The 23,027-nt window shown below is 64.6% G+C and carries 16 protein-coding genes; 5 read left to right on the top strand and 11 right to left on the bottom strand.

Annotated elements, in window-relative coordinates; translation table 11 throughout:
- The first annotated feature begins 220 nt into the window (after positions 1-220).
- Positions 221-2,491, top strand: coding sequence for a HelD family protein (locus tag AB656_RS00925; protein ID WP_033504627.1), 2,271 nt, complete (start codon positions 221-223; stop codon positions 2,489-2,491).
- Between the two features lie 37 nt (positions 2,492-2,528).
- On the opposite strand, the gene nrdR is transcribed toward AB656_RS00925, so the two are convergent.
- Both nrdR and AB656_RS00915 read right to left on the bottom strand, forming a co-directional pair.
- Positions 2,529-3,005 (bottom strand): transcriptional regulator NrdR, encoded by a 477-nt coding sequence (gene nrdR / locus AB656_RS00920; protein ID WP_033504628.1) that lies wholly within the window; start codon positions 3,003-3,005, stop codon positions 2,529-2,531.
- Between the two features lie 61 nt (positions 3,006-3,066).
- Positions 3,067-3,420 (bottom strand): LysM peptidoglycan-binding domain-containing protein, encoded by a 354-nt coding sequence (locus tag AB656_RS00915; protein WP_236681884.1) that lies wholly within the window; start codon positions 3,418-3,420, stop codon positions 3,067-3,069.
- A gap of 147 nt (positions 3,421-3,567) precedes the next feature.
- Between AB656_RS00915 and lexA the strand changes: the two genes are divergently transcribed.
- Positions 3,568-4,305, top strand: coding sequence for a transcriptional repressor LexA (gene lexA, locus AB656_RS00910; RefSeq protein WP_051905212.1), 738 nt, complete (start codon positions 3,568-3,570; stop codon positions 4,303-4,305).
- Positions 4,306-4,388: 83 nt separating this feature from the next.
- Here lexA and AB656_RS00905 read toward each other — a convergent pair whose 3' ends face one another.
- From AB656_RS00905 to hflX, 3 genes are all read right to left on the bottom strand, one after another.
- Positions 4,389-5,372 carry a cation diffusion facilitator family transporter gene (locus AB656_RS00905; protein WP_081924813.1) on the bottom strand — a complete coding sequence of 328 codons (984 nt, stop codon included), beginning with the start codon at positions 5,370-5,372 and terminating at the stop codon, positions 4,389-4,391.
- 80 nt (positions 5,373-5,452) lie between these two features.
- Positions 5,453-6,415: an L-lactate dehydrogenase gene (locus AB656_RS00900; protein WP_033504629.1), complete on the bottom strand. Its 963-nt coding sequence runs from the start codon at positions 6,413-6,415 to the stop codon at positions 5,453-5,455.
- A gap of 191 nt (positions 6,416-6,606) precedes the next feature.
- A complete protein-coding gene (gene hflX / locus AB656_RS00895; RefSeq protein WP_033504677.1) occupies positions 6,607-8,052 on the bottom strand; it encodes a GTPase HflX in 1,446 nt (481 codons plus the stop codon).
- A 280-nt stretch (positions 8,053-8,332) separates the two neighbouring features.
- Between hflX and AB656_RS00890 the strand changes: the two genes are divergently transcribed.
- Genes AB656_RS00890 through AB656_RS00880 form a run of 3 tightly spaced genes read left to right on the top strand, consistent with a single transcriptional unit; the run spans position 8,333 to position 14,113 of the window.
- Positions 8,333-8,995: a class I SAM-dependent methyltransferase gene (locus AB656_RS00890; protein WP_081924940.1), complete on the top strand. Its 663-nt coding sequence runs from the start codon at positions 8,333-8,335 to the stop codon at positions 8,993-8,995.
- Positions 8,992-13,101 (top strand): ATP-dependent RNA helicase HrpA, encoded by a 4,110-nt coding sequence (gene hrpA, locus AB656_RS00885; protein ID WP_033504632.1) that lies wholly within the window; start codon positions 8,992-8,994, stop codon positions 13,099-13,101. Before AB656_RS00890 ends, hrpA begins: the two co-directional genes overlap by 4 nt.
- Before the next feature lies 1 nt (position 13,102).
- Positions 13,103-14,113: a hemagglutinin gene (locus tag AB656_RS00880; protein ID WP_193786709.1), complete on the top strand. Its 1,011-nt coding sequence runs from the start codon at positions 13,103-13,105 to the stop codon at positions 14,111-14,113.
- Here AB656_RS00880 and AB656_RS00875 read toward each other — a convergent pair.
- The 6 genes from AB656_RS00875 to AB656_RS00850 form a co-directional block, all read right to left on the bottom strand.
- Positions 14,095-15,432, bottom strand: coding sequence for a glutamine synthetase family protein (locus tag AB656_RS00875; protein WP_033504679.1), 1,338 nt, complete (start codon positions 15,430-15,432; stop codon positions 14,095-14,097). The two genes, AB656_RS00880 and AB656_RS00875, sit on opposite strands and share 19 nt — an antisense overlap.
- A 127-nt stretch (positions 15,433-15,559) precedes the next feature.
- On the bottom strand, positions 15,560-16,261 hold the full coding sequence (locus AB656_RS00870; protein WP_033504633.1) for a hypothetical protein: 702 nt from the start codon (positions 16,259-16,261) through the stop codon (positions 15,560-15,562).
- A 93-nt stretch (positions 16,262-16,354) separates the two neighbouring features.
- Complete coding sequence (dnaE, locus tag AB656_RS00865) at positions 16,355-19,918, bottom strand: DNA polymerase III subunit alpha (protein ID WP_033504634.1); 3,564 nt, start codon at positions 19,916-19,918, stop codon at positions 16,355-16,357.
- A gap of 154 nt (positions 19,919-20,072) precedes the next feature.
- Positions 20,073-20,996, bottom strand: a complete 924-nt coding sequence (locus tag AB656_RS00860) for an RluA family pseudouridine synthase (RefSeq protein ID WP_033504636.1) — start codon at positions 20,994-20,996, stop codon at positions 20,073-20,075.
- Positions 20,993-21,541 (bottom strand): signal peptidase II, encoded by a 549-nt coding sequence (locus AB656_RS00855; protein ID WP_051905211.1) that lies wholly within the window; start codon positions 21,539-21,541, stop codon positions 20,993-20,995. The genes AB656_RS00860 and AB656_RS00855 overlap by 4 nt, the downstream gene beginning before the upstream one ends.
- A 16-nt stretch (positions 21,542-21,557) precedes the next feature.
- Positions 21,558-22,910, bottom strand: a complete 1,353-nt coding sequence (locus tag AB656_RS00850; protein ID WP_033504637.1) for a DivIVA domain-containing protein — start codon at positions 22,908-22,910, stop codon at positions 21,558-21,560.
- Between the last annotated feature and the right edge of the window lie 117 nt (positions 22,911-23,027).

Here is a 23,027-nt window from a genome sequence, read left to right as displayed (position 1 = left end):
CATATCTCCACCACTGAGGCGAAGAAAACCTCAAACCGCGGTCAAAGACCTCGGATAAGCCCAAAGCCTGACGCGCCGCCCATGCCGACCCATCAGCCCCGCGCCCCTCCCCTGAGGCGACGGAGCAGGGGTGGGGAAGTAGAGGCCAGACGATACACTGAATAACTTGGTTTGAAGCGTCTTCGCGCCTTGAGCGCGCATGGGAACAGACAGGAAGCGCATGTCAACCTATTCCTCACAACTCCATGACGAACAGCGGTCCGTGGACCGCGCTTACGGCCGTCTGGACGCCTTGCGCACCCAAACCAGGTCCCGCCTGGACTCAGTGCGCGCGGCTGGCTCCCACGGCTCCCCCACCCAGCGCACGGAGCGCGACTCCTTCGCCTCCCTGTACGAGGACCGGCTGGCCCAACTACGAGCCGTCGAGGATCGCCTGGTCTTCGGGCGGCTCGACGACAAGGACGGCCAGCGACGCTACATCGGTCGCATCGGCCTGTCCAGCGAAAGCCACGATCCGATCCTGACCGACTGGCGGGCTGAAGCGGCCCGCCCCTTCTACGAGGCGACGCCCTCCTCCCACGGCGACATCGTCCTGCGTCGGCACATCAGCCTGAGCTTCCGCACCGTGACGAGCATCGAAGACGAGGTTCTGGACCTGAATTCGCCCGAGGTGGGTCAGGCCGCCAACCAGGGCACCCTGGCCGGCGAGGGGGCCCTCCTGGCCACCCTGTCCAGCCGCCGCACCGGGCGGATGACCGACATCGTAGCGACCATTCAGGCCGAACAGGACCGCATCATCCGCTCCGACATGGCCCATGCCCTGGTCGTCCAAGGAGGCCCTGGCACCGGCAAGACCGCCGTGGCCCTCCACCGGGCGGCCTATCTCCTGTACACCCACCGTTCCACCTTGGAACGGTCAGGCGTCCTGGTGGTCGGCCCCTCCCCTGACTTCCTGCGCTACATCGATCAGGTCCTGCCCTCGCTGGGCGAGACCGGAGTGCTCAGCCGCACGATAGCGGACCTGATCCCAGGGGTAGTGGCCCAAGCGAACGACAGACCCGAAGTGGCCAGGCTCAAGGGCGATGGACGGATGGCTTCCGTCATCGCCGGCGCCGTTCGCAGCCGGGAGCGGGTGCCAGCCGAGCTGCCGACCGTTCGGATCGAAGGCATCGCCGTCCCCATGCTGGCGGTTGACGTCCAGCAGGCCTTGACCGATGCCCGGCGAACGCGCCAGAGCCACAATAAGGCCCGCGAGACTTTCGTCAAGTCCATCCTCCAAACGATGGAGAACCGCTACGCGCAGAGCCTGGACTACACACCCGAGAGCGACGAGCTCTCCCGGGTCCGCTCCCTTCTGCGCTTGAGCGACCCCGTACGCAAGGCGATCAACCTGGCCTGGCTGCCAATGCGGCCGGAGTGGCTCCTGGAGAACCTCTGGTCCCGGCCAGCCTTCCTGGCTCGACTGGCGCCTTGGCTGAGCCCCAGCCAGGTGGAAGCCCTGACGAGACCCAAGGGATCGCCCTTGACAGTCTCCGACATCCCTCTGTTGGACGAGGCGATGGAGCTCCTGGGCCCTGATCCCCGGCAGGCCGCCAGGCAGGCGGCCGAGGCCTCACAGCAGGCCGAGGAACAACAGTTCGCCAAGGACACGCTGGCCCAGAATGGAATAGGCAACGGGCTGGTGACCTCGCGGATGCTCTTGGACAACATCAACGGTTTGGACTCCCAGGCGGCAGCCCAGCGAGCGGCCGAGGACCGCCAGTGGGCCTTTGGGCATATCGTCGTCGACGAAGCCCAGGAGCTGACCAGCATGGATTGGCGGATGTTGATCCGTCGCTGCCCTTCGCGCTCATTCACGATTGTCGGCGACGTGGCTCAGACCTCGGCCTTGGGAGGCACCCGCTCCTGGGAAAGGACCATGAACCAGCTTTTCGGCGAAGATGGCTGGGACCTGAGCGAGTTGACGATTGACTACCGCAACCCCAGGGAGGTTTCGGAGCTGGCCGGCGAATACGCTCGCTCGGAGGGGCTGCGCGTCTCCACGCTCAAGGCCGTGCGCACCGTGCCCGATGCTGTGCGCCGAATCACGGTCACTGACGATAACGGTGCGGTGGAAGCCGCCGCCCAGGCCGCAGCCGAAATGGCCGGCAGGTTCATTGCCGAGGACGGCACCGGTCGGGTGGCGGTCATCGGCTCCCAAGACCAAGTGGCCCCCTTGAAAGCCGCCGTGGGCAAGGCCTACCGAGCTTCCGCGGGCGGCGAAGCAGCCGACCGTTTAGCTGCCGAGGATTCCTGGGACCGCCAAATTTTGGTGACTGACACGCGAGGGACCAAGGGTTTGGAATTCGACGGGGTCGTCCTGACTGACCCCGAACGCATCGCCGACGAGGCCCCCTCCCGCCTGACGGCGGCATCGGACATCTACGTGGCGATGACGCGGCCCACCCAGCAGCTGGTCATCGTGGAACGCAAGGAAGGCGAAGAACGCTGAGGAAGACGCTGGTCTCTACCGCCAAACCCAACGACCTTCAGCGGCCCTCGGCCACCTGCAGGTCGGCCTCGTCTTCGGCCTTCAACTCGTCGATGGCCCGTTGGAAGTCCTCCAGACCGTTGAAACTCTGGTAGACCGAGGCGAAACGCAGGTAGGCGACCTCGTCCAGCTTGCGCAAGGGTCCGAGTATGGCCTTGCCCACTTCCTCTGAGTCCACTTGGGCCAAACCACGCGAGCGCAAATCCTCCTCGACTTGCTGCCCCAGCTGCTTGAGGGCGTCCTCCTCGATGTGACGACCTTGACAGGCCTTGCGTACGCCGGCTATGACCTTGTCCCTGTTAAAGGGCTCGCTATTGCCTGAGTGCTTTTTGACCAGCAGGGCCGAGGTCTCAATGGTGGTGAAACGCCTGGAGCACCTGGGGCACTCGCGCCGTCGTCGTATGGCGTAGCCGTCGTCGCTGATGCGGGTATCAACGACTTTCGTGTCTGGGTTCTGGCAAAAAGGACAATGCATACCAACCGATGATAGCCCGCTTGGCGCGCAAAAAGAAGCCTCGACGAGTCGAGGCGGGCGTTCATCGCTTCGGCACGACGAGCCGCTGGCCGGTTTGGAGGGTGGGTGAGCTCAAGCCGTTGAGCTCCATCAATTGGTCCACGGTCTCGGAAACATCCCCACCGGCGGGCGTCACCATCTTGGCGTAGGTCCATAAGGTATCACCCGGACGCACTGTGTAAGCGGTGACCTCCTGAACGACCGCGTCCGAACGAGCCTGATTGCCGATGGCCAGTCCAGCCCCGCTCAGGGCCAGGGCCAGACCCAGGATCATGGCCCCCAGACGGCGGAACCTGGACGGCTCCCGCCCGCTGGAACGCCGACCGAAGGTGGGCAGAGACCCTGGATTCACCCGGGTGATCATCGCTGCGCTCATGCTCGACTCCTTTGCGAACATTTGTTCTATCGAACAGATGTTCTAATCTTGCCGCGAGGCGAGCCCAGACGCAAGCCTTGTTCGAACATTTGTTTGAATTCTTATGTTTTTTCGGCTATACTTCCGCAAAGAGCGAAAGGAGTCACTGTGGGCACCATCCCCTTCACAGGCGGCGAGGCGGCGCGTCATAGCGTCCGGCAACCTGGCGGTCAACCGTCCCTTACCGCTAGGCAAACGCGCGTCCTGGAGGCCATCCGCACCCACCTCGCCTCCAAAGGCTTCGCACCCTCCTACCGGGAGATCGGATTGGCCGCCGGCCTGAAGAGCCCATCGTCGGTCAAGCACCAGCTGCAAGTCCTCGAAGAGCTCGGTTATATCCGCACCAACGCCAACAAAGGCCGGGCCATTGAATTGGTTGAGCGGCCAGAGCCAACCGCTGACGGCACAAGCTCAAGCTCCGTCATCATCGACTTCCCCGCTATCATCGAGGGCCGCGATGAGGCCATCGAGCGCTCCCGTGACGTGCCGCTGGTCGGGCGAATAGCCGCGGGCCAGCCAATCACCGCTGAGCAACATGTGGACGATGTGATGCGCCTGCCCGAGCGCTTGACCGGTTCCGGCCAGCTTTTCATGCTGGAGGTTCATGGTGATTCGATGATCGAAGCGGCTATTTGCGATGGCGACTTCGTAGTCGTGCGCGAGCAGTCCGAGGCCGAGAACGGCGACATCGTCGCCGCCCTACTGGACGACGAGGCCACAGTCAAGACCTTCCGCCGTGAGGATGGGCACGTCTGGCTGATGCCCCACAACCCGGCGTACTCCCCCATCGACGGCTCGGAAGCCACAATCATGGGCAAGGTCGTCACAGTCCTACGTCGCATCTAGGGGGCTGAGGCGCCTTGCTTGACTGACCGGCCTCGGGACCAAGCGCGTCTAGGCCCATGAAAGCGCAGCAGCCGGCATACGGCTCACATCTCCAAGTGTTCGCCCGCATCCTCCCGGTAGCCCTGGGGCTCGATCTGGAAGGTCGTGTGCTCCACGCTGATCGGAAAGTGCTTGCGCAAGCATTCCTGCATGCTTTCCATGATTTCGCAGGCCTTCCGCATGGTCGTGCCAGTCTCGACCGTGACGTGGGCGGAGAGCTGGGTCATGCCGGTGGAAACGGCGCTGGCGTGCAGGTCGTGGACGGATACGACGCCAGGCACCCCCTCAAGGTGCCGGCGCACTTCGTCCATATCCAAATCGTCCGGCGTCTGCTCCAAGAGCACCTTCACGCTGCTTACCAGCAGGGAGAGCGAACGTGGAATCATCATCAGCGCGATGACTCCACCCGCGACCGCGTCGAAAGCGCCCCAGCCGGTCAGCAGCAGGACCACCGCCGAGACAACGACCGCGAACGAGCCCAAGGCATCGTTCATCACCTCCAGGAAGGCGGCTTTCATATTGAGATTGTCCCCACGCTGACGGAAGAGCACCAAGAGGGAACTCAGATTGGCCAGCACACCTACGACACCGAAGAAGAGCAGGAAAGCGGGCGTCCTGACCTGATGGGCTTCAGCCCCGAAGAGCCGACGACCAGCCTCGACCAGCGCATAGACCCCGACGACGAAGAGGACCATCGAACCCACGGCCGCGGTGATGACCTCCAATCGGGCCCAGCCCCAGGTACGTCTGGCCGTAGGCCTTCGCTGCATGAGCACGGCGGTCAGGGTGGAGGCGCCCAGGGTGGCGATGTCAGTGACCATATGGGCCGCATCGACTGAAAGGGCCAGGCTGTGGGTCATAGCGGCGCCGACGACCTCGACCAGGAAGACGCTGGCCGACAGGCTGAGGGTGACCATCAGCCTGCGACTGTGCTTTTTGGCAGCCAAAAGGCCGACATGGCCCCCGCCAGCGCCAGCCTGCGCCGAATCAGCTGCGGTTCGATCAGTGCACTGGTGCGTGCGAGCCATGCCGGCCTCCGTCTGGTAATGAGAATGAGTGGCGTCTACCCCACTGGAGGGGTGGCCCACTGTATCAGACTGACGCAGGCTTAGAAGCCAAACTGAGAAGCGGTCTCCTTAAGGGTCTCGGCGGAGCGCTTGAGGGCGGCCAGCTCCCCGTCGGACAGCGGGGTATTGATGTGGGTGTTGATCCCCTGCCTGGTCAGGACCGAAGGCACCGACATGCACACGCCGGATATGCCGTGGAAGTCGTCCAGCATCGAGGAGACCGGCAGGATTCGGTGGGTGTCGTTCATGATTGACTCGATGATATCCACGCCCGACATGGCGATGGCGAAGTTCGTGGCGCCCTTGCCTTCGATGATCCGGTAGGCGGCGTTCTTCACCTCCTGGTGAATCTCCTCGCGCTTGGCGGCGTCCAGCGGTTCATGCCCGGGCAGTTCCTTCCACTCGCACATGGGCACTCCACCGATTGTGGCGGAGGACCACAGGGGCACCTCGGAGTCGCCGTGCTCGCCGGCGATGTAAGCGTGGACGTTCTTGACGTTGACCCCGGTCTGCTGGGCGATCAGGTAGCGCAGGCGGGCCGAATCCAGGTTCGTGCCGGAACCGAACATCTGGTGGTTGGGCAGGCCGGAGAGCTCAATCGAGGCCCGGGTGACGATGTCGACCGGGTTGGTGATCAGCATGAACAGGGCGTTCGGGGCCACCTTGACCAGGGAGGGAATGATCGAGCGCATGATGTCAATCGTCGCTCCGGCCAAGTCAAGCCTGGTCTGCCCTGGCTTCTGGCGTGCCCCCGCCGTGATGACGACCATGTCGGCGTCCCGGCAGATCTCAGGATCGTCGGAGCCGGCAATGGAGACTGTGGGGTAGAAACTGGAGCCGTGCTGCATGTCCAACACCTCAGCCTGCACCCGCTGCAGGTTAATGTCCTCCAGGACTATCTCACGCGCCACACCCCGCTGGGCCGCCGCGAACGCCAGGGTCGAACCGACCGCCCCTGCGCCGACAATAGCGAGCTTAGTGGGTTTGATGGGTGATTCTGCCATATTTGTCAGACCTCTCTATACGAGACCCCCCGCAAGGGTGATCACTGTTCACTGATTCACTGTATCCATAATCGCTGACCTTTTCCAGGCCACGGCCGTCCTTGCCTGGCGCACGCTGTTTCAAACGCCAAGAGCCCGTAGGCGAAAGCTCGGACGAGTGCCAACCCCTTACGCCTCGTAGGCTTCCAGGCCTATCCATCCGGCTCGATGGCTTGGCTCATGATCTGCGCGGCCAGGCGGTCGTCCACATCAGCCACGAGGTCCACCCCGTCGCCACGGTAGGACACGGATAGCACTTTCCCATACTGGCGCACGCGGGACAGGAGCGACCCCGACGCATAGGGCAACCGTGCCTCCACGCGCACATGGGGCTTGGGCAGCATGGCCTCCACCCGTTCGCTCAAAGCCTCAACCCCCTCGCCGGTGCCTGCGGAGACCAGGAAGGCGTCAGGCTCCAAGCGGCCGATCCGTTGCCGGGTGGACGGATCCATCAGGTCGGCCTTATTGAAGACCAGGACGCGGGCGATGCCCTCAGCGCCCGGAATGGTGGCCAGCACCTTGTCGACCGCCTCGATTTGGGAGAAGGGGTCTGGATGGGAGCCATCCACCACGTGCACGATCACATCGGCCTGGCCCACTTCCTCCAGGGTGGATTTGAAAGCCTCGACCAGCTGAGTGGGCAGGCGACGGACGAAACCGACCGTATCCACCAGGGCGTAGAGCCTGCCGTCCCGGGCCCTGGCCCGGCGCACCGCAGTGTCCAAGGTGGCGAACAAAGCGTTTTCCACCAACTCCTTGGAGCCGGTCATACGATTAATCAAGGAGGATTTGCCGGCGTTGGTGTAGCCCACCACGGCCACGGTCGGCAGCTCATAACGCCGCCGAGAGCCCCGCTTGACCTCCCTGGCCGGCGCCATCTGCTTGATTTGTCGTTTAAGCCGGGAGATGCGGTGGCGGATGACCCGGCGGTCGGTCTCGATTTTGGTCTCGCCTGGCCCACGGGAGCCGATGCCGCCTGACTGGCCCGCCGCCTGGCCGCCGGCCTGCCTGGACAGGGAGCCGCCCCAGCCGCGCAGCCTGGGCAGCATGTACTCCAGCTGCGCCAGCTCCACTTGCGCCTTGCCCTCCCTGCTGGAGGCGTGCTGAGCGAAGATATCCAAGATGAGGGCGGTGCGGTCCACGACCTTGACCTTGGTGGCGTCCTCCAAAGCCCGCCGCTGGGAAGGCTGCAGGTCGTCGTCCACGATGATCGTGTCGGCCTCCTGGCTGGCCACCACATCCGCCAATTGCCGGGCTTTGCCCGAACCTATGTACGTGGCGGGGTCGGGTTTGTCGCGCTGCTGGAGGAGCCCGTCCAAAACTTCGGCGCCCGCCGTCTGGGCCAGTGCGGCCAGCTCCCTCAGGGACTCCTCGGCGGTCTCCAAGCTGCTGCTTGCCGAGGAGTAGACCCCGACCAGAACCACCCGCTCCAGGCGGACCTTGCGGTATTCGACCTCGCTGACATCCTCAAGCTCGCCAAGGCCCTCAACGTGTTTGAACTGATTGCGCCGCTCACGCTCCTGCCAGGCCTCATCGGCCTCGCCCTCCTCCGGGCCTGACTGCCCCTGGTCAAGCAGGACTTGGGAACGGCCGTGCAAGGGCGCGTCCGCGCGCGTGTCCTGCCACTCTCCGTCAGTCTGAAAAGCCTGCGCGGCCTTGGATTGTTCGGACTCTTGGGTCACTGCCACCTCTTCTGATGGAATATCCTCCCACTCTATAACCTGCCCAGCACTAATCCACCCTCAGCGAGCCCTTCCCAGCCGCTTCGCTCCCGCCCCCCGGATCTCACCCAGGATTTCACCCCCCGCTTGACGGACCATATGGGCGGATACAATCGGAATGCATCCAGCAGCCCAAGCGGGGGGCGGCTCGGCGAGCATGGACCAAGGAAGAGGAGCGGCGAACGTGAGCCAGGGACGGCAGGCAGGACACACAGGGGACGAACAATACTTCTCGGCCCAACCTGGCTCGCCCGACGTTCGCAGGACCATCAACGTCACGCTGGCCGGGCGTCCCGTCAAAGTCCAGGTCTCGAACGGGGTCTTCTCCTCCTCCCGCCTGGACCTTGGCACATCGGTCCTGCTCAAGCGCGCGCCCGAGCCGCCCGAAAGCGGGGACTTCCTGGACCTGGGCTGCGGCTGGGGCCCCATAGCCCTTGAACTGGCCCTCCTGCGCGGCAAGGCCAGGGTCTGGGCGGTCGATGTCAACGAGCGCGCCCTGGACCTGACCCGCGCGAACGCTCAGACAAACGGCCTGACGAACATCCGCGCCACCCTGCCCGACGACCTGCCGGGCGGCCAGGGATTCGACTTGATTTGGTCCAACCCGCCCATCCGCGTGGGCAAGGCCGTCCTCCACCAGCTTCTGATGGACTACCTACCCCGGCTCAACCCCGGAGGCGCCGCCTACCTCGTGGTGCAGCGCAACCTGGGCTCTGACTCGTTGATCACCTGGCTGTCCTCCCAGATGCCGACGGACTGGGGCGTCGCCAAATACGCCTCCGCCAAGGGATACCGGGTGATTGAGGTCGCCCGTCCATGAAGTTCACCTACCCCAGCGAACTACCGGTCTCAGCCTCGCGCGATCGTATTGAGCAGGCCATCAAATCCAGTCAGGTGGTCATCGTCTCCGGTCAGACCGGTTCGGGAAAGACCACGCAGATTCCCAAAATCCTCCTCCAAATGGGCCGAGGCTCCCACGGTCACCAAATCGTGCACACCCAGCCCCGACGCATCGCGGCGCGCACCGTGGCCGAGCGCATCGCCGACGAGCTGGGCGTCAAACTCGGCGACGAGGTGGGCTACCAAGTGCGCTTCGAGGACGAATCCTCGCGCTCCACCCGCCTGCGAGTGGTGACCGACGGCATCCTGCTGGCCCAGATTCAGCGCGACCCCAAGCTGAGCGCATACGACACCATCGTCATCGACGAGGCGCACGAGCGCAGCCTGAACATCGACTTCCTGCTGGGTTACCTGACCGCGTTGCTCCCCCAACGCCGCGATTTAAAGCTGGTCATCACCTCGGCCACCATCGATTCGGTCAAGTTCCAGGAGCACTTCGCCAAGGCCCTGCACACCAAAGTGCCGGTCATCGAGGTCTCCGGGCGCACGTACCCCGTCCAGACCGTCTACGAGCCCCTGGGCGCCCCGCCGGCCCTCATGAGCCAAGTACCCGGCTTCGCGGCCCCACGGGTGGCCCCGGACTCCGGCGACCCCCTAGAGACGGCAGAAGCCGACCTTCCGGGGGCGGTGGCCCGGGCTTGCGCCGAGCTCGTCATCCTTTCCAGCCACGCCACCGGCCCCAGGGATATCCTGGTCTTCGCCGCCGGCGAGCACGACATCCACGAGTACGAGGCCGCCCTGCGCCGCCACTGGGGCCCGCGCGCCTCAGACCAGCGCCGACCCGACGCGATAGAGATCCTGCCCTTGTACGCCCGACTGTCCGCCAAGGAGCAGCACCGCGCCTTCCAGCCCCACACCCACCAGCGCATCATCATCGCCACCAATGTGGCCGAGACCTCGTTGACCGTGCCAGGCATCCGCTACGTGGTGGACCCAGGCCTGGCCCGCATCTCGCGCTATTCCAAGTCAGCCAAGGTCCAGCGCTTGCCGATCGAGCCGATCTCCCAGGCTTCAGCCGACCAGAGGGCGGGCCGCTGCGGACGAGTGGCCGACGGCATCGCCATCCGCCTCTACTCGCGCGAAGACTACGAATCCCGCCCACGCTTCACCGACCCTGAAATCCTGCGCACCTCCCTGGGCGCCGTCGTCCTGCACATGCTTTCAGTCGGCGTAGCGCACACGGCCCAGGATGTGACCGGTTTCGGCTTCATCGACCCACCGGACGTCAAGGCGGTCTCCGACGGCTTCAACGAGCTGACCGAACTCGGCGCCATCGACCGCGACCATGGGCGCATCAGGCTGAACCGGCTGGGCCGCAGGCTCTCCCGCATCCCAATCGACATCCGCCTGGGCCGCATGATCCTTCAAGCCGACCGTGAGGCCACACCCAACACGCTGGCCGCGGTCATCGTGGTCGTCGCCTTCCTGAGCCTGCAGGACCCGCGTGAGCGACCCGAGGACAAACGCGACGAAGCCGACCGCCTCCACGCCCGCTTCCAGGACCCTTCCTCGGACTTCGTGACCGTGCTGAACCTCTGGGAGCACTGCTTCCCAGACGGCAAGGCCTCCTCCTCTACCCTGCGCCGCCTTTCCAAGAACGAGTTCCTGAGCTTCCCCCGCTTGCGCCAGTGGCACGACCTGTACCGGCAGCTGGACCAGACCTGCCAGGACATGCGCATGAAGGTGGGCCAGCCCCGACCGGCTTCCGGCCCTAAGAGCGAGGCCCTTGCCCTGCCCTTGGCCCAGCAGGGGCGGGGATCGCTGGCCTGCTCCTGGGACGGAGAAGGCCTCCACCGCTGCATGTTGTCCGGCCTTCTTTCAAGCCTGGGGATGCAGGTGGTGACCGAGCCCAAGGCCTCCCAATTCGCCGGCTTGAAAGGCGCGGCCCGGGCCAAGGCCATCAAGCGGGCCCAGAAGCGCTCGCGCAACGAGTACCGAGGGGCGCGCGGCACCCGTTTCGCGATTTTCCCCTCATCCGCCCTGGCGAAGACCCCTCCACCTTGGATCATGGCAGCAGGCCTGGTGGAGACCTCCCGCCTATGGGCACGCTACTGCGCCGCCGTGGACCCAGCCTGGGCCGAGTCCTTGGCCGGCGACTTGACTCGCGTCACCTACGCCGAACCCCACTGGTCCGCCACCAAGGGGGCCGCTGTGGCCTCCTCGACGGTCCTGCTCTACGGCCTGCCGATCGTATCGGGCCGGCCGGTCCTGTGGGGTTCGATCAACCCTTCGGAGGCTCGGGACTTCTTGATCCGCCAAGGCCTCGTGGAAGGCGACATCCGCGAGCGCTTCTCCTACGACGACTTCATCGAGGGCAACCGTCGCGTCCTGCAAGAGGAGGGCGAACAAGCCTCCAAGACCCGCCTGGTCGCCCAAAGCGCCACCGATGAGGACCTTTACGACTTTTATAATGAGCGCCTCCCGCAGGAAGCCACTTCCCTGGCCGCCCTGGCCAAGTGGTGGAAGGGCGCTCGAGCCAAGGACCCGGATATGCTGACATTCGACCCGACCCAGGTCGAGCGTCTGCGTCAGGGCGAATCCTCGGCCCGCCCGGGCGACTACCCGGACCACTGGCACACGGTGGGCACCGATGGCTCCCCGATTGACCTGCGTCTGTCGTATGTCTACGACCCCCAGTCCCCTGAGGACGGGGTCACCCTGCACGTGCCGCTGGCCGCCCTGGGCCAGCTGACCCCTGAACAGTTCACGTGGAACGTGCCTGGCCTCCTGGATGAGCTGATTGTGGCCACCATCAAATCCCTGCCCAAGGCCCTGCGCCGCCAGTTCGTGCCCGCCCCGGACACAGCCCGGGCCATCCGCGCCTGGATTGACGAGCGCTACCCACGCCTGCCGGGCAGCGCGCCTTTGGACCCGGCCCAGGAGCCGCCCACTGAATCCGACGCCAAGCCCATCGCCGCTCCCTGGCCACCCTTCGATCAGGTGTTCACCCAGGCCGCGATCGATGTGGTCGGCGCCCAGGTCCACCCCCAGGTCTTCTCGCCCGAGCAGCTGGACCGCCTGCCCCCATACCTACGCATGACCTTCGCGGTCGAGGAGCCGACGCAAACCGGCCGTGGCGGGCATGGCAACCATGACCGCCACGGTCGGCGCCCAGGGCAGCGCTCCGGCGCCCCTCAGGGCAAGGTCCTCGGTCGCTCTAAGTCCCTGGGCGACCTCCAGCGCCGCTTCGCCGAACCCGCGCGGCGGTCTGCCCAGGCCCGGGTCTCCACTCAGGCCCGCAAGGCTGCCCGGCAGGGGCAGGTGGTCAAGCGCGCCGACCTGCTCCAACGTTCCGGTGCCACCACCATCCCCCGTTCCGACATGCTCTGGCAAGGGGCCCTGAAGACCCTGAAGCTTCCTGACGAGCGGATTTCCTCGCGTTGGCTGAGCCGTGAGGCCCTGATGCTGGCGGCCGCCCCCTACCCGTCAACCAAGGCCCTGGTCGATGACCTGCAACTGGCTGCGGTAAAGCGCCTTCTGCCACGTGTGGCGGACTTGCCCGACGACCAAGCGCTCACCGAGGCGGTCTACAAGATCTCCGGCGTTTTCGAGGACACGGTCTATCGCCTGGCCCAAGACATCATCGTCATCCTCCAGCGCTACGCCGAGGTGGACAAAGCGGTCTCCGGGCCCGCCGACCTGCCCATGCTCTCGGTCCTGCAATGGATCCGCGACCATGCCGCCTCCCTGGTGCACACCGGCTTCATCGGCGCCGCACCCCCGCAAGCGCTGCCCTCCTTCGAGCGGTACTTGCACGCCGACCTGATTCGCCTGACCAAGGCCCGGGTCGATAAGGACCGCGATGTACGCTGGGCCTGGCAGGCGGATGAGGCCAAGCAGCTAGTCGATAAGGCACGCGCCCGGGCGGATGGGCTACCCGCCGGCCCTCGACGCGAGGAGATGGCGGAGCAGACCGACCGCGCCCGTTGGATGTTGGAGGACTTCTACGTATCCCTGTGGGCCCAGGAGCTTGGCGCCCCTCGCCCGGTCAGCATCCAGCGCATTCGCAAAGCATTGGAGGCTTGAGATGAGCACTCGCGCATCGTCGAAGAATTCCAAGTCCAAAGGCAGGGGCAAGGGAGGTTTCGAGCGCCTCTACGCCCGCTGGCGGCGCCAGTCCCTCGCCCGCAGGGTGGAGACGGGCGCCGCTGCGACGCTGGCGGCCCTCCTGGTCCTGGCCCTGGTCATCACCGGGCTGGCTTTCCTCAGCTACCAGGCTCGGGTCTCCGTGGTCCGCCATGGACAGGAGGAATCCAACGACCTCTATGGGTTCAATCCTGGGCTGATTATCTCCGACCAGCGCTTCTTCGATACAACCAGTATGAACGCGGACGACGTGCAGGCCTTCCTGGACAAGAAAGGCGCCACCTGCACCGCCCAGACCACCAGAAGCTCACAACCCTGCCTCAAGTCCTACAAGGTGGACGTTCCGTCCAAGCCGGCCGATGATTTGTGCGACGAGTACCAGGGCGGCAAAGCCCAGTCAGCGGCCACCATCATCGATGGGGCCGCCCGCTCCTGCAGGATCAGCCAGAAGGTCCTGCTGACCATGCTGCAAAAGGAGCAGCACCTGGTCTCGGCCACTGCCCCCACGCCCTTGCAGTACAAGGCGGCCATGGGCTTGTCCTGCCCCGACGACGCGGACTGCGACCCGGCTTACGCGGGCTTCTTCAACCAAGTGTATGGAGCCGCCCACCGCTACCGCTACTACCAGGCTCACATGGACGAGTACCAGTTCAAGCCTGGGCGGATCAACTCGGTGCGCTACTCCCCCAAGGCCTCCTGCGGCGCTTCAGACGTCTACATCGAGAATGATGCGACCGCCCTGCTCTACATCTACACGCCTTACCAACCCAACCAAGCCGCCCTCAAGGCCGGCGTGGGCGAGGGCGATGCATGCTCAGCCTACGGCAACAGGAACTTCTCAGTCATCTACCAGAACTGGTTCGACCCGCCTAAGCAGTCAACCCCGTCGGCCTCGCCCAAGCCAAAGCCGGTCCTGCGCGAGGCCGGGCGGTTCTACAGGCGGGGCAGGTAGAACTCCAACTCGTAGGGCGTGACCTGCCGGTTGTACTCGTTCCACTCGCGACGCTTGTTGCGCAGGAAGTACTCGAAAGCGTGCTCGCCCAAGACAGAGGCCACGAACTCGGACTTCTCCATTATTTTCAGCGCCGTGTCCAGTGAGTCGGGCAGGGGCTGGATGCCCATGGCCTGCCGTTCGGCGTCGGTCAGCTCCCACACGTCGTCGGAGGTGGGATCGCCCAGGGTCATCTTGCGCTCGATGCCGTCCAACCCGGCGGCCAACAGCACTGAGAAGGCCAGGTAAGGGTTGGCCACCGGGTCCAGGGCGCGGAATTCCATGCGGGCGGAGTTGCCCTTGCCGGGCTTGTACTGCGGAATGCGCAGCAGGGCGGAACGGTTGTTGTGCCCCCAGCAGATGTAGGAGGGCGCCTCGGCACCGCCCCACAGCCGCTTGTAGGAGTTGACGTACTGGTCGGTCACCGCGCAAATCTCAGCCGCGTGCGCCAGGATGCCAGCGGCGAACTGCCGGGCCTGGGCGGACATGTTGAACTCCTGTCCCACCTCGTAGAAAGCGTTCATGTCGCCCTCGAACAGGCTCAAGTGGGTATGCATCCCCGACCCGGGCTTGTCGGTGAAAGGCTTAGGGATGAAAGAGGCATGCATCCCCCACTCCAGGGAGATCTCCTTGACCACGGTGCGGAAGGTCATGATGTTGTCCGCAGTGGCCAGGGCGTCGGCGTAGCGCAGATCGATCTCGTTCTGCCCCGGCCCGGCCTCATGGTGGGAGTACTCGACCGAGATACCCATCTGCTCCAACATGCTCACGCAGGAGCGGCGAAAATCCATAGCCGGGCTCCGGGGCACGTGGTCGAAGTAACCGCCCTCGTCGATTGGGACGGGTGGCTGCGACCAGTCCTCCTGGGCCTTGAACAGGTAGAACTCGATTTCGGGATGGGTGTAGAAGGTGAACCCCTTCTCTTTGGCGCGGGCCAGGGAGCGCTTGAGCACGTGACGGGGATCGCCCCGGCTTGGCTCGCCGTCGGGGGTCAGGATGTCGCAGAAAATCCTGGCCGTGCCTTGTCCATTGCCCCGGGCGGGCATGATCTGGAAAGTGGAGGGGTCAGGCTTGACGATCATGTCATCCTCGGAGACCCGTGTCATGCCCTCAATCGCGGAGCCGTCGAACCCCAGTCCCTCATCGAAGGCCTTCTCCAATTCGGCCGGCGCGATGGCCACCGATTTCAGGGTCCCCAACACGTCAGTGAACCACAGGCGGATGAAGCGAACATCGCGTTCCTCGACCGTACGCAGGGCGAACTCTTCTTGTTTTTCCATGGCCATATGCTCCCATGCCAATATTTCCATGACCCCCGGCTCATGTTAACGACGTGTGGCCTGCCGGTGAAGCGCAACGTCCTCTGCCGCAACGCCAGCCGCTTCCTCGCGGCCAGCGCGCCGGGTCCTATTCTACCCTGCCGGAGGCTGGGCCGCCTCCACGGCGGAAGCGGGTATGGGAGGCGATGACCCCCATGGCATGGGCCTGGTCCATGTCGCCGGAGTCGAAGGACTTGATTCCCTGGGCCGTGAGCATGTCCACGTCGGCGGCGCCAATCAGCAGGTCCTCCACGAACCCGGCCGCCGAGGCGAAGAGGACCGGAGGCGGGAAGGCTTCACCCGAACGCCCATCCACCCACAGTTTGGCCTCCAGCTTGTCGGCCCTGTTGACCACCAGCATGGCGCTCAAGCCGGAGATCACACAGGTCAGGTCCTTGACCGCCGCCTCGGGCCCGTCCCCATCCAGATTGCGCAAGACCGCCACTGCGCCCTCGCTGTCTTCCAAGCAGACGGCGGAGATGTCGGAAATCTGGCAGAAGGCGGCCAAGAGCTCAGCCGAGGCCAGGCGGGTGACGATAAGGGCGGCCTTGGCCTTGTTCCCAATCAGCCCTTCCAACTCCTCATCGAAGCCACCCGAGGTCAGGGGGTCGGCCTCCTGGGGCCCTGCCTGGCCGTCAAGCGGCCCGTCTGAGGCCTGGGACCCTCCGGCGGCGTCCTCTTGAAACTCCTGCTCGAATCCCGCCAGGGCGCGCTCGATCTCCTCGTCGCTCAGGTGATCGTCCTCGCCGCCTGCCGAAAACTCCGGCCGGTCCGAATCCCGCTCGCTCATGGCGCCTCCTCGACTGCTTGACTTGCTTCCACTAACCTACACGCGCCGGCTGAAATCGCCGGCCGACAGTCCTCCAAGGCCCGTCCGGCCCAATCATGCGGCCGGCAGGCAGGAAGGGCCGAACACGGTCTTGATCTCCGCCAGCATCGACGTGTCGTGCTTGCTGCGGAAGTCGTCGCCGAAGGTGAAGAGTTTGACGTTGCCCTTGGCGTCACACACGGCCAGTTGCACCTGGCAGTAGCCAGGATGGTCCTTGATGATGCGCGCCAGCCGCTGCATCCGCCCACGGTCGATCGCCCCCTGGGGCAGGGTGATCACGAGCGGCCGCTCGTCCGCCGCCTCCAGGGTCGGCACCTCCACGTCCAAGGCCCGCATGCTCACCCCATCATCGCGGATCTCAACCTGGCCGCGCACGCGTATCACCGTATCCAGCGCCAAGTCCTCACTGGCCTTTTCGTAGGATTTGCCGAAGAAGTTGCAGACGATCGAGCTCTCCAAATCCTCAATCGTGACGCGCGCCCAGGGGTTGCCCCGCTTGGATACGCGCCGATCCACCGAAGTGATCAACCCTGCTATGGCCACGCTCTGGTTTTCGCCCAGGGTCGAGGCCCGGTCCACCAGCTGGGCGATCGACATGTCCCGCAACCCGGCCAGCACCGAAGCCATGCCGGACAGGGGATGGTCGGACACATACAGGCCCAGCATCTCACGCTCGAAGTTGAGCTTGGTCTTCTTGTCCCACTCCTCGATGTCAGGTACGGAGACATCCGCGTCGCCCAGGATGTCGGCCTCGGACGTGTCCTCCTCGTCAGCGAACAGGTCAAACTGCCCTTCGGCCTGCTTGCGCTTGAGCGGCACCACCTGATCGATGGCCACCTCATGAATCTGGAAGAGGGCCCGGCGGTTGCCGTCGGTCTCGTCGAAAGCGCCGGCCTTGATCAGGGATTCGACCGTGCGCTTGTTGAGCGCCTCCATCGAGACCCGCTTGACGAAGTCCAGGAAATTGACGAACTTGCCCCGCTTACCCTCACGCTCGCTGATGATCTCCTTGACGGCCTTGTCGCCCACGTTACGGATGGCGCCCAAGCCGAAGCGCACCACGTCGCCGACGGCGGAGTACTCGGAAACCGACTCGTTGATGTCCGGCGGCAGGACCTTGATGCCCATGCGTCGGGCCTCGCCCAGGTAGAGGGCGGTCTTGTCCTTGTTGCTGCGCTCGCCCTGGAGAAGGGCTGCCATGAACTCCACCGGGTAGTGGGTCTTCAGATAGGCTGTCCAATACGCGATCAAGGCGTAGGCGGCGGAGTGGGCCTTGTTGAACGCGTAGCCGGAGAAGGGAACCAGGATGTCCCAAACCGCTTGGGCGGCCTCCTCGGAGTAGCCGTGCTCCTTCATGCCCTCGAAGAAGGGCACCTGCTCCTTGGCCAAGACCTCGGGTTTCTTCTTGCCCATGGCCCGGCGCAGCACGTCGGCCCGACCCAAGGAGTAGCCGGCCAGGATGCGGGCCGCGGACTGCACCTGCTCCTGGTAGACGATCAGGCCGTAGGTCTCGTCCAGGACCTCCTTCAGCGGCTCGGCCACCTCCGGGTGGATGGGCTCGATCTTCTGCTGGCCGTTCTTGCGCTTGGCGTAGTTGATATGCGAATCCATATCCATAGGGCCCGGTCGGTAGAGGGCGATCAGGGCGGAGATGTCGTTGAAGTTATCGGGCTTCAGGAGCCGCAGGAGGGAGCGCATGCCGTCGCCATCGAGCTGGAAGACGCCCAGGGTGTCGCCTCTGGAGAGCAGCTCGTAAGTCTCCTTGTCATCCAACGGGATCTCCTGGTAGGAGATGGGCTCCTTCCCGTTGCGCGCGATGTTGTTCAGGCAGTCGCGGATCACGCTCAAGTTGGACAGCCCCAGGAAGTCCATCTTGACCAGGCCCAGGGTCTCGCAGGTGTGGTACTCGAAGGTGGTGGTCACGGTGCCGTCGTTGCGTTCCATGAGCGGCGAAGTGTTGGTGATCGGTTCGGCGCCCATGATCGTGGCGCAGGCGTGCACGCCGGTCTGGCGGATGATGCCTTCCAAGCCCTTGGCTTCGTCGGTGATCCGGTGCACGTCCGGGTCCGAGTCGTAGAGCTCGCGGAACTCGCGCGCCTCCGGGTAACGTTTGGAGCCAGGGTCGAAGATGTCCTTGAGACTCATGTCCTTGCCGTTGGCCGAAGGCGGCAGGGCCTTGGTCACCTTGTCGCCCATCGAGTACTCGTAGCCCATGATGCGCGCCGAGTCCTTCAAGGCGTTCTTGGTCTTGATCGTGCCGTAAGTCACGCACTGGGCAACCTTGTCGGAACCGTACTTGTCGGCCACGTACTCCAGCACTTTCATGCGGCCTTCGGGGTCGAAATCCACATCGATATCAGGCAGGGAGACGCGCTCCGGGTTCAGGAAGCGCTCGAAAATCAGACCGTGCCGCAGGGGGTCCAACTCGGTGATGCCCATCGCGTAGGCCACCATCGAGCCTGCCGCCGAACCGCGCCCCGGGCCCACCATGATCCCGTGCTCCTTGGCCCAATTGATGTAATCGGAGACCACCAGGAAGTAGCCGCAGAACTGCATTTGGCAGATGACGCCGCACTCGTAGTCGGCCTGCTTGGAGACTTCGGCGGGCACCCCGCCCGGATAGCGCTTCTTCAGGCCCTCATCCACCTGCTTGAGGAAGAGCGAGGTCTCGTCCCAGCCCTCAGGGCAGTCGAACCGGGGCATGAAGGCCCCGTCCTCGTGGTCGTCGAACATCACATTGCAGCGTTCGGCGATTTCCAACGTATTGTCGCAAGCCTGGGGGAATTCCTTGAAGAGGTCGCGCATCTCCCGGGCTGAGCGTATGTAGTAGCCCGATCCGTCGAACTTGAAGCGCCCTGGCTCGTCCAGGTGGGCGCCGGAGTTGATGCAAAGGAGCGCGTCCTGCGCGCCCGCGTCCTCCTCCTTGACGTAGTGGGCGTCATTGGTGGCCACCACAGGGGCGCCGATGGATTTCGCGATCCTCAGCAGGTCCTTGGTCACCCGCTTCTCGATCTCCAGGCCGTGGTCCATCAGCTCCACGTAGTAGTTGTCCTTGCCGAAGATATCCTGGAACTCCCCCGCCGCCCGAAGAGCCTCGTCGTACTGGCCCAAACGCAGGCGGGTCTGCACGATACCGGAGGGGCAGCCGGTCGTGGCGATGACGCCCTTGGAGTAGGTGGAGAGCACTTCCTTGTCCATGCGGGGCCACTTGCCGACCAGGCCTTCCAGATTGGCTACCGATGACGCCTTGATCAGGTTGACCAAACCGGTGTCGGATTCGGCCCACATGGTCATGTGGGTGATGTAGCCGCCACCGGACACGTCGTCCGAGCGCTGGGTCTCATCGCCCCAATGCACGCGGGTCTTGTCCTGCCTCGCGGTCTCGGGGGTCACGTAGGCCTCGATGCCGATAATCGGTTTGATGTCGTTGTCCACCGCGTTCCGCCAGAGTTCGTAAGCGCCGTGCATGTTGCCGTGGTCGGTAATCGCTATGGCCTTCTGCCCCATGGCCTTGACCTGTTGCACCAGCTCAGGCACCTTCGAGGCACCGTCCAAAGTGGAGTAGTGCGTGTGGTTGTGCAGGTGGATGAAACTGTCCGGAGCAACTGTGGAAGCCATACTCCTAATCTACTAAAGGCCCCGACACAAGCCCGCCCATTCACAGCGAGGCGGGTGGCCAGGGAAGTTCCGCCCAGGCGCGGTTTGCCACGGTTTCCTCCCCTTGTCCGGCTCGCCTAGCGGTGAGCTGAAGGCATAGGGGTCCGTGCGCGGGTCATCTCGCGGTCTCCCGGCGCAGGGTCTCCAGGCTGGCCGCCAGGTCGGCGGGGTAGGTCGAATCGACCGTGGTCCACAGGCCGGTGCGGGGGTGGCGGAATTCCAGCCGTATGGCGTGCAACCACTGTCGCTCCAAGCCCAGGCGCTCAGCAAGTTCGGGATTCGCTCCATACATGCTGTCGCCGACCAGCGGGTGGCCGATTGACGAAAAGTGGACGCGAATCTGGTGGGTGCGTCCGGTCTCCAGATTGACCTTGGCCAGGGTGGCTTCGCCGAAGCGCTCCAGCACGTCCCAGTGGGTCACCGCCTCTTTGCCGGCTGGGGTGACGGTGAAGCGGAAGTCGCGCACCTTGGCCCTGCCGATCGGCGCTTCGATCGTGGCCTTGTCTTGGGCCAGGTTGCCCTGGGCCAAGGCATGGTAGATCTTCACCACCTCGTGCTGGGCGAACTGCCGGCGCATGGCCCTGTAGGCCAAGTCCGACTTGCACACCAGCATCAGGCCGCTGGTTCCCGCGTCCAGGCGGGAGACGATGCCCTGGCGGCCTGAAGCGCCCAGGGAGGTGATCCTCACGCCGCGATCCAGCAAGGTGCCGAGCACGGTGGGTCCGTTCCAACCGGCGGAGCTGTGCGCGGCCACCCCGACCGGTTTGTCGACCACGATCAAGTCCTCGTCCTCGTAGGCGATGGCCATGTCCTCGCACACCGGTTCGATCTGGTGCTCGGGCTCCGGCTCGTCCAGCTCCACCAGATCACCCGCCTGCAGGGTGGCGGCCTTGTGGGCCTTACGCCCCAACAAGCTGACACGGCCCTCAAGGATCAGCTCCCCGGCCTTGGCCCTGGACACGCCCATCATCTTGGCCAGGGCCGTATCCAAGCGCAAGCCAACCAGAGCGTCAGGCGCGGGCAGGAGTTTGGAGGTCACTGCTGCGCCCCCCGCTCTTGGGCCTCCCTGTCCGAGGCGGGGGCTGCGGCTGAGAATCGCGGACCGAAGATGATCATCACAATGACGGCCACTGCCGCCAGGGCCAGGTAGATGTCGGCTATGTTGCCGACCGACCATCCGTAGTCCAGGAAGTCGACGACCGCCCCATCCAGGAAGCCACGAGCGTAGGCCACCCGATCGATCAGGTTGCCGGCCGCCCCGGCGAAGGCGAAGGCCAAGGCCAAGGTCCAGGCCATCGATCCAGTGCGTAGGAGGAGGATGATAAAGGCCAGGCAGGCGCAAATGGCGAGCAGGGATATGACCCATGTGGCCCGGGAGCCCAGCCCCAGTGAGGCGCCAGGGTTTCGCAGAAGCCGTAAGGAGAGCAGGCCAGGAATGATTTCAACCCGCCTGCCCCCTCCCAGCTTCAGGAGGGCCAGGGCTTTTGAGGCCTGGTCGAGGGCCATCGCCACTAAGGCCAGGCATGCGAAGACGGCCACGCGAGTGCGTAGCCGTCTGGGAGTCTTGGTAAGCGCTGTGGTCACTAAGGGTGCAGGGCTCTCAGAGACGCTGGTTGCCAGCGCTGCCGGTGCCTTCGACAAGCTGGTAGTTGTTGGTATCCGAGACCTGCGAAACCAGCTGGCCGAGGAACTCGGTCAGGCGGCTGCGGTACTCCGCCTCGAACTGCTTGAGGCTCTGGATGTTGCCCTCGATGACCTTGGATTGGGCCATGAGCTTGTCCTGCACGCTGGCCGCATAGCGCTCCGCGGATTCGCGGGTGCTCTTGTCGTAAGCCTGGGCGCGCTGCTGCACCTGGGTCTCGTACTCGTCGGCCTCGTTGCGCTTGCTGCGGGAGTAAGCGTCGGCGTCCTCGCGAATCTTGCCTGAATAGCTGTCCGCCTCGCCCTTGACGCGCTGGGAGTAGGAATCGGCCTCGGAGTGGATGCGACGGCCGTAATCGTCCGCATCGGACCGGGTCTTGCGTGCATATGCGTCAGCCTTGGACATGGCTTCGTCCACCTTGGACTGGGAGGCGGAGACGATTTCGGCGCCCTTCGCCTTGCCTTTGTCGACGTACTGGTCGTGCAGCTGCATGGCAAGGGTCAGCATGGCGGTGGCTCGCTCCGCCTCCGAAGAGGCGTTGGCGCCTGCGCCGGCGATCTGCTGGAGGCTGCCGGTCTCCGGGGCGGGCTCGACCTTGGAAACCTGGGCGCGAAGGTCGGACTCACGCTTACGGGCATCCTCAAGCTGGCGAGTGAGCTGCGCGGTCTTGCTGCTCTCCTCTTGGATGGACTGCTGGAAGCGGGCGATCTGCTGACGGGAACCGGTCACGTTCTGCTGCGCGGCAGCCAAGTCGCGCTTGGTGGAAGCCAGTTCCTGGTTGAGCTCTTCGGCCTGATGGCGGGCTTCGTCGCGTTCCCTCTGGAGGGTGGAGAGCTGGTCGTTGGAAGGCTGGTTGGCGCCGGCGCGTGCCGCCTGAGCGGTCAACTGGTCAATCTGCTGGTTGAGTTGGTTGACCTGGTTGCGCAGTTGCTCGTTCTGGGCGCCCAGGGTGCGGGCGCGTTCCTCGGCCTCAGCCGCACGACGCTGGGCCGCTGGGTCTGGCTGCTGGGCCGCCGAGACGCCGGTCTGCTGCGAAGCAGAGGCCGCGCGCGCCTTGAGATCCCGGTTCTCGGCCTGGAGAGATTGAATCTGCGCGGTCAGCTCGGAAATCTTGGAGTTCAAGTTGGCCACGTCGGGCCCGAAGGACTGGGTGGAGGCCCCGCCGCCTTGCACGGCTTGCTTGCCAAGCGCTTCGACGGTCTCGGTCACCTGATCGAGGAAGTCATCCACTTCATCGACGTCATACCCTTCCTTGAACCGCACTGTTTGGAAGGTATGCTCCCGTATGTCTTTTGGCGTCAAAAGAGCCATGTGTTTCTCCACCTCGCTTCAGGCAACAATCTACCGACATTGCTGTTCTTGTACACATGCTAGCACGTGCAGATGTATACAAACAGCCGGAAACCTCACTCCGGCCGCGTCCCCCTT

The sequence above is a fragment of the Bifidobacterium actinocoloniiforme DSM 22766 genome, from assembly GCF_001263395.1.
In the GTDB taxonomy this organism is placed as follows: Bacteria; Actinomycetota; Actinomycetes; order Actinomycetales; family Bifidobacteriaceae; genus Bombiscardovia; species Bombiscardovia actinocoloniiformis.
This window is presented reverse-complemented; position numbering and strand designations above follow the sequence as displayed.

Coding starts and splice junctions, on each gene's coding strand:
- AB656_RS00925 (WP_033504627.1), top strand. CDS start 221: ATGTCAACCTATTCCTCACAACTCCATGACGAACAGCGGTCCGTGGAC.
- nrdR (WP_033504628.1), bottom strand. CDS start 3,005: ATGCATTGTCCTTTTTGCCAGAACCCAGACACGAAAGTCGTTGATACC.
- AB656_RS00915 (WP_236681884.1), bottom strand. CDS start 3,420: ATGAGCGCAGCGATGATCACCCGGGTGAATCCAGGGTCTCTGCCCACC.
- AB656_RS00905 (WP_081924813.1), bottom strand. CDS start 5,372: ATGGCTCGCACGCACCAGTGCACTGATCGAACCGCAGCTGATTCGGCG.
- AB656_RS00900 (WP_033504629.1), bottom strand. CDS start 6,415: ATGGCAGAATCACCCATCAAACCCACTAAGCTCGCTATTGTCGGCGCA.
- AB656_RS00890 (WP_081924940.1), top strand. CDS start 8,333: ATGGACCAAGGAAGAGGAGCGGCGAACGTGAGCCAGGGACGGCAGGCA.
- hrpA (WP_033504632.1), top strand. CDS start 8,992: ATGAAGTTCACCTACCCCAGCGAACTACCGGTCTCAGCCTCGCGCGAT.
- AB656_RS00880 (WP_193786709.1), top strand. CDS start 13,103: ATGAGCACTCGCGCATCGTCGAAGAATTCCAAGTCCAAAGGCAGGGGC.
- AB656_RS00875 (WP_033504679.1), bottom strand. CDS start 15,432: ATGGAAAAACAAGAAGAGTTCGCCCTGCGTACGGTCGAGGAACGCGAT.
- AB656_RS00870 (WP_033504633.1), bottom strand. CDS start 16,261: ATGAGCGAGCGGGATTCGGACCGGCCGGAGTTTTCGGCAGGCGGCGAG.
- dnaE (WP_033504634.1), bottom strand. CDS start 19,918: ATGGCTTCCACAGTTGCTCCGGACAGTTTCATCCACCTGCACAACCAC.
- AB656_RS00850 (WP_033504637.1), bottom strand. CDS start 22,910: ATGGCTCTTTTGACGCCAAAAGACATACGGGAGCATACCTTCCAAACA.